This is a genomic window from Lentibacillus kapialis, assembly GCF_014646635.1.
Taxonomy (GTDB): domain Bacteria; phylum Bacillota; class Bacilli; order Bacillales; family Amphibacillaceae; genus Lentibacillus; species Lentibacillus kapialis.
On record NZ_BMNQ01000006.1, the window covers coordinates 88,694 to 100,060 of the forward strand.

Annotated in this window: 11 protein-coding genes; 8 read left to right on the forward strand and 3 right to left on the reverse strand. The window is 42.9% G+C overall.

Annotated elements, in window-relative coordinates; all coding sequences use genetic code 11:
* Window positions 1-174 precede the first annotated feature (174 nt).
* From IEW67_RS04440 to qoxD, 8 genes are all read left to right on the forward strand, one after another.
* The gene (locus IEW67_RS04440) at window positions 175-795 is read left to right on the forward strand and encodes a DUF3298 and DUF4163 domain-containing protein (protein WP_188631852.1); all 621 of its coding nucleotides are present in this window, start codon (window positions 175-177) and stop codon (window positions 793-795) included.
* A 294-nt stretch (window positions 796-1,089) separates the two neighbouring features.
* Entirely contained in the window at window positions 1,090-2,040 is a 951-nt protein-coding gene (locus tag IEW67_RS04445) for a response regulator transcription factor (protein WP_188631853.1), read from the forward strand.
* Between the two features lie 166 nt (window positions 2,041-2,206).
* Entirely contained in the window at window positions 2,207-3,055 is an 849-nt protein-coding gene (locus IEW67_RS04450; RefSeq protein ID WP_188631854.1) for an ABC transporter ATP-binding protein, read from the forward strand.
* Complete coding sequence (locus IEW67_RS04455; protein WP_188631855.1) at window positions 3,055-3,753, forward strand: ABC transporter permease; 699 nt, start codon at window positions 3,055-3,057, stop codon at window positions 3,751-3,753. The genes IEW67_RS04450 and IEW67_RS04455 overlap by 1 nt, the downstream gene beginning before the upstream one ends.
* A gap of 262 nt (window positions 3,754-4,015) precedes the next feature.
* Window positions 4,016-4,948, forward strand: coding sequence for a cytochrome aa3 quinol oxidase subunit II (gene qoxA / locus IEW67_RS04460; protein WP_188631856.1), 933 nt, complete (start codon window positions 4,016-4,018; stop codon window positions 4,946-4,948).
* 23 nt (window positions 4,949-4,971) lie between these two features.
* Window positions 4,972-6,906, forward strand: a complete 1,935-nt coding sequence (gene qoxB / locus IEW67_RS04465) for a cytochrome aa3 quinol oxidase subunit I (protein ID WP_188631857.1) — start codon at window positions 4,972-4,974, stop codon at window positions 6,904-6,906.
* Between the two features lies 1 nt (window position 6,907).
* Window positions 6,908-7,513, forward strand: a complete 606-nt coding sequence (gene qoxC / locus IEW67_RS04470; protein WP_188631858.1) for a cytochrome aa3 quinol oxidase subunit III — start codon at window positions 6,908-6,910, stop codon at window positions 7,511-7,513.
* A 1-nt stretch (window position 7,514) separates the two neighbouring features.
* Window positions 7,515-7,868 (forward strand): cytochrome aa3 quinol oxidase subunit IV, encoded by a 354-nt coding sequence (gene qoxD, locus IEW67_RS04475; RefSeq protein ID WP_188631859.1) that lies wholly within the window; start codon window positions 7,515-7,517, stop codon window positions 7,866-7,868.
* A gap of 155 nt (window positions 7,869-8,023) precedes the next feature.
* Here the strand turns inward: qoxD and IEW67_RS04480 are convergent, their stop codons facing one another.
* From IEW67_RS04480 to IEW67_RS04490, 3 genes are all read right to left on the reverse strand, one after another.
* Window positions 8,024-8,314 (reverse strand): spore morphogenesis/germination protein YwcE, encoded by a 291-nt coding sequence (locus IEW67_RS04480; protein ID WP_188631860.1) that lies wholly within the window; start codon window positions 8,312-8,314, stop codon window positions 8,024-8,026.
* 570 nt (window positions 8,315-8,884) lie between these two features.
* Entirely contained in the window at window positions 8,885-9,379 is a 495-nt protein-coding gene (locus tag IEW67_RS04485) for a metallophosphoesterase family protein (RefSeq protein ID WP_188631861.1), read from the reverse strand.
* Between the two features lie 37 nt (window positions 9,380-9,416).
* Window positions 9,417-10,826: a hypothetical protein gene (locus IEW67_RS04490; protein ID WP_188631862.1), complete on the reverse strand. Its 1,410-nt coding sequence runs from the start codon at window positions 10,824-10,826 to the stop codon at window positions 9,417-9,419.
* Window positions 10,827-11,367: the final 541 nt, after the last annotated feature.

The window sequence follows — 11,367 nt, forward strand, 5'->3', positions numbered from 1 at the left end:
AAATAATTCTGAATTTCAAATCTACTTTTTGTTTTCAGCCTATACGGAAAAGTTCGCATTCCGCGAATGAAGTATTACAGTGCAAGAACGATAGTGAGTGCGTTTAATATTGCAGACACATCCTCCTTCTTTGGTGAATACACTGGGCATAAAACCAGAAGAAGGTGAAGACATATGCCAAAACCATTACCTGTCAGGATTGACCCTGCACGGATCAGCTCCGGACAGGATATAAACGTTATCTATCCCAATGTTTACAGCATGCGTGATCAGCAAATGGAACAATTCATCAACCAATCAATTGCCTATGAAACGCAGCAGCTTATTAATATGCAAGCTGGTGAAATGCCCAGTCCGCTCATTGAAATGGATGGTTCATTTGAAATTAAAAACAACCAGCGAAACGTTCTCAGTTTGTCGCTGTCCAATTATGCATACCATTACCAGTCTGCACATGGCATGACTTATATCACATCATTAACGTTTGATCTGCAGAACCGGAAGCGGTGCAGTTTGAGTGATTTGTTCAAGCCGGACAGTAATTACGTTAAGCGGCTGACAGAGCTGGTCAATGAGCAAATTAAGCGGCGCGACATTCAGACGTTCGATGATCATGTTGAGGTTCAGCCTGAGCAAGATTTCTACATCGCCGATAAAACACTTGTCATATATTTCCAATTATACGACATAACACCGTATGTGTTTGGATTCCCGATGTTTCCGATATCCGTTTATAATATTGCAGATATAATCGATGAAGATGGACCGCTTGGCCGGATGGCAGTAAATGATTGACAACCAGCTATGAGATTTCACCCGGGTTTGCTGCCCGGGGTGAAGCTGGGTGAATAACCTCTTTTTGATAAAAATGTAGGTGTGCGCTATAGATTGATGAAGAATCGCTGTAGTTTGACCGATTATCACTATAGATCATGCCAGAATCGCTATAGTTTGACCAATAATCGCTGTAGATAAAAGCGTTTCAGGTGTCTGTGCTGTCAATTTTAAAGTTTTAAATATTAAATCCAGATGAAGCACTTCATGTTATACTAATTTTAGTTGAATGACTTATTGAACAGGAGCATGGAAATGGCACATTTTAAAATTGATTATGACATGATAAACAGCACGTCGCTTCCCACATTTTCCCTTACCATAGATGATTCCTATGTTGCAGCCATCTACAGCGATACGGATATACAAGCTGAATTGGTGAAGGTTCTTCAAAACAACGGTCATATTCCTATCTTTGACCAGGAGGATGGCTTATACCAGCGCCTGACAGTTGAAGCCAATATCGCTTTTTACCATAAATGGTTCGGCTGTCAAACGCCCATACCTGAGATTCTTGTGCTATTTGAACTGCAAAGCTGCGCCAAAACGTCACTTCATATGTGCTCAGCTTCCGATGTGCGCCGGGTCCATTATGCTAAATATTTTATGAGCGGCGTCAGTCCGATGGTGTTCCGGGAGCCAATTCATGGTGTGGATATCAGAACCATCAATACATTTATCAACATGCTGCAGAAACTCAAGGACCATCACATGCCCGTCCTTGTTTTGGTTTCCAACATGGAACATGCGCTGCTGCTCGGTGATGCCGCGTACAAACTGCAGAAATCAGGATTGCAACCGATTGAAATCGACGACGGTGAAGAAGAAGTATCGGATATTAAAAGCAGTCGCACGCCAACGATTGCCAGTTTATTCAAGATCCCGGCAAAAGTGGACGAAAAAATGATTTTATTTGACCCTCCTGAGATTGATTACATAGAAAGTCAGGATGGGAAAGCCATGCTTGTCATTAATGACGAATCATACGCCATGGACTCCACACTAGCTGAAATCGAAAAGAAACTGGAAGTATACGGGTTTTACCGGTGCCACCGGTCATATATCGTGAACTTGCAAAAGGTGCGCGAAATCATTACATGGTCGAAAAACACCTACTCACTCAAAATAGATAACACATTACAGTCCACCATTCCGCTCTCACGGACCAAAATTCAGGATATCCAGGAAAAATTCAGCCTGAAATAGATACTGTTCATCGCCAAGAGGCGTCAACACAGGACTAAAGCAACTGCATTTTCACCATTAATCCGCTACATTTCACCCTCCCGTTGGTACATTCCGCTCAAATATGACTGCATTCTCCTGCAATATGGGCTACGATGAATGCAGTACCATACGAGGAGGTTTTCAGTTGGAAAACACAATCGAAGTAAAAGGAATGCAAAAAGTATTTGGTTCACATGCTGCCATCAAACATGTCAGTTTTAATGTAGAACAAGGCGAAATATTTGGGCTTCTTGGACCAAGCGGATCAGGCAAAACAACAACCATCAAAATTTTGACCGGCGAACTTGTACAAACCGACGGCGATGTGAATGTTCTCGGAATTGACTCGAAGTTTTTTGGAACACCCGATTTTAAATCTGGAATCGGGATATTATCTGATAACAGTTCATTATATGAACGGTTGACTGTCCATGACAATCTAAAGCTGTTCTGCAAGCTTTACAATGCGCCGCTTAGCCATATTGGCGAAATACTCCGCGAAGTGAATTTGAAAGATGAACGGAACAAAACCGTTTCGAAACTGTCAAAAGGGATGAAGCAGCGGGTCTTGCTGGCAAAAGCACTCATGCATAAACCGGACCTCATCTTTCTGGATGAACCGTCTTCTGCATTAGATCCGGGGAATACGGCACAAATTCACCGTGGACTCCAAAAGCTAAATGAAGCTGGTACAACCATTTTCTTAACAACTCATAACATGGAAGAAGCAACTGAGTTATGTGACCGTGTAGCATTTCTACACAAAGGTGAACTGCAGGAATTGGACAGCCCGGACGCACTCCGCTACAAATATTCTACCCACGCTTTTCATGTGGAAACTTTTGCAGGTGAACGCATAGTCATTGAAAACAAACGCGAGAATGCTGATCAAATAAGCGAACTGGTTGCAAACGGGCAGGTGAAAGCCTTGCACACGGACAACCCGACACTGGGCCAAATCTTTTTAAAAGTAACCGGAAAGGAGCTCGTATAATGAATGTTCAACGCATATCTGCCATATTTGAAAAAGATATGAAAGACTTTATGAAAAATATGATGCTGTTGATGATGCCAGTGATTCCAATCGTCCTGGCACTTCTTTATAGCCGAATGGGCGACGGAGACAAGGAACTCCCAATCCTTATCATCTATCTGGTGGTCGGGGTTACGTTCTCAGCCGTAACATCAAGTGTCATGATGACCATGATGGCCGAAGAAAACGAAAAGAAAACACTGCGCGGCCTGATTCTGTCACCTGCTTCATTTCTGGATATCATTATCGGAAAAAGTTTGGTTACCGGACTCATAACTTTCATTTCGCTTACAGTTTCGCTTGCCATCATCGGGATTGAGCCGTTTTTGAGCATAAGGGCAATTCTCGGGCTAATTTTGTTGTTCTTGTTCTTTCTATTCCTTGGAATCGGTATCGGTTTATTTTCAAAATCGCTGGCTGCCACATCTGCTTACCTGATGCCGATTATGTTCTTGTTCGGCTTCACACCAATGATTCAATTTCTCGGTATTGCCGAAGACAGTATGGCCATTAAAATCGCTGGCGCATTTCCCATCATGCAAGCAATGGAATTACACGATTCGGCATCATGGCTTCCGCTGGGCATTATAACCATTTGGGTAATCGGTGCGGTACTGTTTATGTATGTTTGTTTCAAACGTACTACCACGGATGACTGACTATTATACTTTTAAATAACGACTGATATGACTAAAGACATATCAGTCGTTATTTGTGATTTTCCCCACGCCCTACACGTATTTCTCTCTCCCTTTTTGAACATTTTTTGAATAAAACAATACAAAATCATGAACAATTCATAACGATTGATTGACAGTCACCCTAAACGGGAATTCAGTTTGATAGAATTGTACAGAAACGTCATCAATCACTTTATTCTTAAACGGGAAATTTTCCAGGTTTATTACGGAGGGCTGCCTCATGAAACATATCAGAAAATATTCAAAGAAATGGATTTTACTCCTGTCTATTCCGCTTATTCTGATGCTTAGCGGGTGTAGCGAACTGACCGTCATGGATCCAAAAGGGCCGGTTGGTGAGCAACAGAAAGATCTGATTATTTATTCGCTCTATTTTATGATGGGCATCATTGTTGTCGTTTTTGTTCTGTTCACCTTTATGGTGATCAAATATCGCGACAAACCGGGGCGGGATCCGAAAGATTACAAACCGGATATGCATGGGAATAAAACAATTGAGACAATATGGACGATCATTCCGGTCATTATTGTCACATGTCTTTCCATCCCAACCGTCAACACCCTGTTCGACTTGGAAAAACCAGCAGAGTCATCTGCAGAAGAAGAACCGCTTGTCATTTATGCTACAGCTGCTGATTGGAAATGGTTCTTCAGTTATCCGGAACAAGGAATAGAAACAGTCGACTACTTGCATATACCAAAAGATCGCTCAGTTGAATTCCGTCTGTCATCAGCCGATTCAATGTCGGCACTCTGGATTCCTGCGCTGGGCGGACAAAAGTATAATATGGCCGGTATGCAGACAACCCTCTATCTCCAGGCTGATGAGAACGGTGTTTACCAAGGTCGCAACTCCAACTTTAATGGGGAAGGTTTTGCTGAACAAACCTTTAAAGTTCATGCTGAATCAAAGAGCGAATTCAATGAATGGGTTAAACAAACACAACATTCAGCACCTAAATTGACACAGAGTAAATACAACAACTTGTTGGAACCTGGAATTCTGGACGATACCAAGGAGTTTTCATCAACACATCTCCAATGGGTCGATCATGGATCCATGGAAGGCAGTGACTATGCTGTTAAGCGGCACTGGGATGCTTACGGCAAAAAACTCCATCTCAAAAATGGCAAGAACCATAATCACGAGTGATCGAGAAAAGAAGGTGGGCATTTATGCAGCTAGATGAATTTTTTGTGACCGGAGAACCGCTCATATACGCAGGTATGGTCGCCATTGCACTTGTTACGAGTGCCGTTATTTTCCTGCTGACCTATTTTAAAAAGTGGGGATGGCTGTGGCGTGAGTGGCTGACCACCGTTGATCATAAAAAAATAGGAATTATGTATATTCTAAGTGCATTGGCAATGCTGTTCCGCGGCGGAGCTGACGCCCTAATGATGCGGACACAGCTAGCTTTTCCGGATATGAACTTTCTGGATGCACAGCATTATAATGAGATTTTTACAACACATGGAACTGTCATGATTATTTTCATGGCGATGCCGTTTCTCATCGGTTTAATGAATATTGCTGTCCCGCTGCAGATCGGGGCGCGTGACTTTGCGTTTCCATATGTGAACGCGTTAAGTTTCTGGGCGTTCTTTTTTGGTGCTATGTTATTTAACATATCATTTGTCATCGGAGGATCCCCCGATGCAGGTTGGACAAGTTACACCCCACTTGCCGGAGCTGCTATGAGCCCGGGGCCGGGACAAAACTTTTACCTCCTGGGTCTGCAGTTATCCGGTATTGGCACTCTGGCAACAGGGGTCAATTTAATGGTTACGATTTTGAAAATGCGAGCGCCAGGCATGACCTTATTTAAAATGCCGATTTTTAGCTGGTCATCACTGATAACGATGTTTATCATCGTGTTTGCGTTCCCCATCTTAACAGTTGCTCTGGCACTGTTAACGATTGATCGTATTTTCGGATCTCAGTTCTTTACGCTAACTGGTGAAGGACTCCCGATGATGTGGGCAAATTTATTCTGGATGTGGGGGCACCCGGAGGTATACATTGTTGTGCTCCCGGCATTTGGCATTTTTTCCGAAGTAATTGCCACATTCGCCCGAAAACAATTATTCGGTTATAGCGTCATGGTTTGGTCGATCATTTTAATCGCCGGATTGAGCTTCCTCGTCTGGGTTCACCACTTCTTTACGATGGGGGCAGGCGCGTTTGTTAACTCCGTCTTTTCGGTATCAACAATGGCGATAGCGGTACCGACCGGCGTGAAGATATTCAATTGGCTGGCAACACTGTATAAATCAAAAATACAGATCACCGTTCCCATGATGTGGGCACTGGCGTTTATTCCCAGCTTTGTCATGGGCGGTGTAACAGGTGTTATGCTTGGTATGGCCGCCGCTGACTACCAGTTCCATAACTCGTACTTCCTTATTGCACACTTCCACTATGTGCTGATTGCAGGAACTGTGTTTGCTTGTTTTGCCGGACTGATATACTGGTATCCAAAAATGTTTGGCCACAGATTGAATGAACGAATTGGCAAAATCGCCTTCTGGTTTTTCGTAATCGGTTTTCACGTTTGTTTCTTACCTCAATACTTCCTGGGACTGGACGGTATGCCGCGCCGTGTATTCCACATCGTTCCGGAATGGTTTAACCTGAACGTGGTCTCGACAGTTGGTGCATTTGGCATGGGAATCGGTTTCGCTGTGTTTGTTTACAATATTTATTACAGTTACCGTTACAGTGAACGCGAAAAAACCGGTGATCCTTGGAATGGCAGAACGCTTGAATGGGCAACACCAATCCCTGTGCCTGAGTACAATTTTGCTGTCGTACCGCATGTAGATTCTCTGGATGCCTTCTGGACAATGAAGGAAAGGGGCGAATCACCTTATGATGAATCCAAGGTCAAACCGATTCACATGCCGAGTAATACCGGCAAGCCGTTCATCATGATGGGTATATTAACATTAGCCAGCTTCTTCCTTGTCTTTGAGTGGATCTGGCTAGCAGCTGCCGGTCTGATTGGTGGCATCATAATGATGATTATCCGCTCATTTGATTACGATGAGGGTTATCATATCAGTTCAGAAGAAATTATCGAGACTGAGCGCTCGGCAAGGGGGTTATAGCATGAGTACAGAAGAGTCAAACGCCAAACCGCTTGAATACCGTACAGAGTCAGGTGAACTGGGCATTGTCGGTTTCTGGATCTTTCTTGCAGCTGAGATTGCATTATTTGGCACATTATTTGCGACATATGCTGTTCTGTTCGGTCGGACAGCGGATTCGCCGCTTCCCTCCGACCTATTTGAACCGGGCAGTGTACTCATTATGACCTTTATACTGCTTATCAGCAGTTTTACATGTGGCATTGCCATTCATGAGATGCGCCGCGGCTCAGTCAAAGGTCTCGTTATTTGGCTGGCCATTACACTGGTTTTAGGGCTCAGTTTTATCGGACTGGAAATTCATGAATTTATCCTTTATGCACATGAAGGGGCAACACTTCAGTCAAGTGCATACTGGTCCGCCTTCTTCATTTTGGCAGGAACGCACGGTGTTCACGTAACACTCGGAAGCGGATGGGCTATCTTGCTATTGATCCAGTTCGCCCAGCGGGGGATCACATCCATCACTAGCAGGAAAGTCTTTATCCTCGGTTTGTACTGGCACTTTTTAGACGTCGTCTGGATTTTCATTTTCACAGGTGTTTATCTGATTGGAATGGTGATATAATATGGCAAATCAGTCCAGAAAAATTCCTATTCAGCATATTGTAGGATTCGCACTGTCGATTACTCTGACATTGCTCGCAGCGTGGACAGCCCTTCGCTCGAGCCTGCCGGTGATGTGGATTATCATTGCAATCCTGACCATGGCTGTGCTCCAAGCCGCCATTCAACTGTTTATGTTCATGCACATTACTGAACGAGGGGCTGGTCATGCTCCATGGAATATGATGTTCCACGCAGCCGTCATAGCAGTCATTCTGGTTGCGGGTTCATTGTTCACGATGTCATTTGGATTCCATTATGATAATGGCGGCGGAGACAGTCAGCCAGAACAACAACAGGAACAGCATCAGAACTGATTCTGTAATAAAAAACCTCTTCTCTTAATTAAGGGAAGAGGTTTTTTATAACGTCAGAATGAATAAATGATGGATAACCTTATTAGAAAAACTTCGGTACTCACTATAAACTGGGGCTAGGCCTGAGTTTTTCTAATATACTGATTAAATTCAAATTAGTTTAGAATTTCCCTTTTATGGTAACCTTTTCTGTACTGATCAGCTGTTTTTACAGCATCAATTATAAACATCACCCATGCCACTTCAGCTAATATCAGACTTGCATAAAACATAAGCCAAGTGATCGAAAAAACAGTTGGAACGGCAACAAACATCACTTGTATAAAGTAAAGCCACATACCTAAAATAAGCACCGACTGGACACCTGCAAAAATCTTTTTATGCAGCTGCAGGAAAATAAATGGGGTTACCGTTGACAGCAGCATAAACATTAAAATGATACCCATTCCAATCATCTCCATTTTAAATGTAAGCGGATTCTTACTATTATTGTAACAAACTTTCCTTATTTTTGTCACATATATTTCACATTTAAGTTGAAAAAAATTGTTAAATATGTGAATTGGAACTTCTGGGTCTACACTTTTAGCTACATGAGCAACCGAGAAATAGGCGAACGAATAAGTCTAACACGTTTTGAAATTCAATCATGGTCAACACCAAAATCTATGGTTGAAATGAATGAGTGAATATAGTAGTGAAACTAGCTAGCGGAGGAAAAACACGGAGACTCCTGTGGGAATGCGCAGTGTGGAGACCCCGCAGAAAAAGCGACCTTCTTTTTCGAGGAGGCTGAGGACAAGCCCACGGAAAGCGACGAGCGAAACATCCACCGAATGAGCTACGAGTTGCGAGGAGTGCTGCTTCACCGAAAAACTTGCAACACGACGAGCACACTAGTGTTTTTCCGAAGCGACTGCTGACGTCAAAATGACATCTAATTTGTCAACCATAGATTTTGGTCAACAGCCTTCAATCATGCTATCAAATTATTTCACCTTGTGTTTTAAAACGCGTTAGCTTTTATCGCCGAAAAATATAAGTTCCGCATGGATTTCCCCCGTCATTTCAAGTATCGCAAATGAGTAATACGGAAGTGCCCGCTTATCCGTCGGTGAACCCGGATTGAGCAACAGCTGTTTTTTGAAATACCGAATTATAGGAATATGCGAATGGCCGAAAATAATGACATCCGGCTGCTCATCCGCAAATGCTTCAATCGCCCGCTTTTCAGTTGTCTTTTTGTCCCCATGCCCATGAACAACACCAATGGTAAACCCTTGTATAGTCAGGATTTGTTTCTCAGGCATTTGCTCCCGTATGTCATTACTATCAAGATTTCCATAGACACCGGCCACTTCGCCAAATTGAGCAAGCTCGTTATAAACACAATCTGTCTTCCAGTCACCTGCGTGGATGATCAAATCAGCTGATTGAAGTTCATAGATCAACCTGGATGGCATCTTTCCGGTTTTATTTAAATGGGTGTCTGCCGTTACGACAATTTTCATGGGAGGACTCCTTTTCAAACGTGTTGGCACGAACGTTTTAAGTACTCACCATCCACTGCACATAAACTTGCACCATCACATACAACAGAATAGCGTACTTATAATTGAATTTGAACCCATTTTTTAATGGACTCATTTGGTTCGTGTGGCTCAATACAATAACCGGCATGATCAGCGGCGACAGCAAGATGGAAATAGCACTTCCGGACGTCACCGAAAGAACAACCAGCTCAGGGGCATATGGTAAGGAAATGCTCTCAAGGATACCAGCTACGAGAACCATCACGGTGAGCGGTCCAAGCCCCATAAAGCCAAGCACGACAACAATCAGCGGTAAAAAGTATAATATGTTAATGAATGGCCATATACCCTGAATCGCATGGATACTCTCGACAATCAATTTACCAATACCCGTCTGGTTCAAACTGAATATCATGACACCCGCCGATGTTAGCACGCTGAATTGATATGCCTGCTGTGACAATTCATTCAGATAGTACTCCTTCATTTCGGAAATCAGCCTTTTAGGGCGTTTCTTGACCAGAAAATAAATGCCGGACCAGATGATAATGACAATGGGAATCAGCATCATCAGTTCCACATTAAGCATGTCGTATGCCAGAAAAATCGTACCGAAAAGCGTGATAAACAACGAGCCAAATTCCAGCGTCTTATGCTTTTGCTGCTTCTTATTTGAAGAGTTTTCAAGCACTGTATTGATTTCCGTTTTAATTTCAGCTGTCAAATCAATAGCGTAATGCTTTTCTTCAAAATAAGAAAAAACGATTGCCACGATCATCGCAGCTGCTGTCACTAAAAAGCCTTGTAAAATTGTGACGGACAATGAAGCATTCAGTGCCTCCACTGCAAATGCAAAGCTGGGGATGCTGATCACCCATAGAGTTGATAAGGCGAATGCACGCAGCAATGCTGTTCCTTTAAATTTTTCCCATACTTCCCCGCGTTGATGTTTCAATATGTCATTCACAAAGTGATACATCATCGGGATTGCACCAAACAGTAAGAAATATGAAATGATATGTGTAAAAGCCATGACACCGGTATAAAATTTTCGGCTCGTATCGAGAAAATTATGTGCCAGGCCAATAATTTCCTCAATATATGGCTCAGACCGCAATACCCAGCTGATCATCGGAACCACAGCCAACAGGCCGATAATATTGCTCATTTGCAGCAGTCCGTTTTGAAGATTTTCGAGAATAGATCCATCTGCAAACACCAACATAAGTGAGAATCCTGTCAGGAATAAGAAAAGCGGTAGTTTGAAATGATATATTTTTAAGTGGACAACCGCCAAAAGCAGCATGATGAAGCCGATGATTGCATGCAATCCAATTAAAGTTTTGTTTTCCAGAAAATAAGTAATGAAATACAGCAGGGCATAAAGAAAGATGACAAATCGCAGACCTCTTGTGGTAATCCCCATTGTGACGTTCCCTTCGAACTATTAGTTTATTACCCATTTTAGGCATATACGAAGACAAAAGCAACAGACCACCATGACAAGCAGCATCGTCATGTTTTCCTTACAGGTTATTTTATTACTGTTAATCGGCTTTATTGTTTTTACAGCAAAGTGATTTGCCGGTTCCCGTTTTATTGGTGGTGCTTGGGATCGTGGGTCTTTCGGTGGTGCAGCGCTGATGAGCAAGGCGATCCGTTACACCCATCACAGCGGATATCACGACATCCTTTTTTTGCTATTGCTTGGCATAATCGTTGGAGTCGTAGCGGACCGCCATAGTTTACCCTGAAATCGCTGGAGAGTACGCTATAATCGCTGTAGTTTAGCTTAAAATCGCTGTAGATTATGCTGGAATCGCTGTAGACTACGACAAATAAGAAAAACCGGGCAAAGTGCGGCCCGGTCTTTTTTCTATCTTCGTTAGAGAAAATCCGATAATTTATATTCCTGTCCATGTACGCCATTATAATACGCTGGATACATTTCCCCTCCACACATTTCA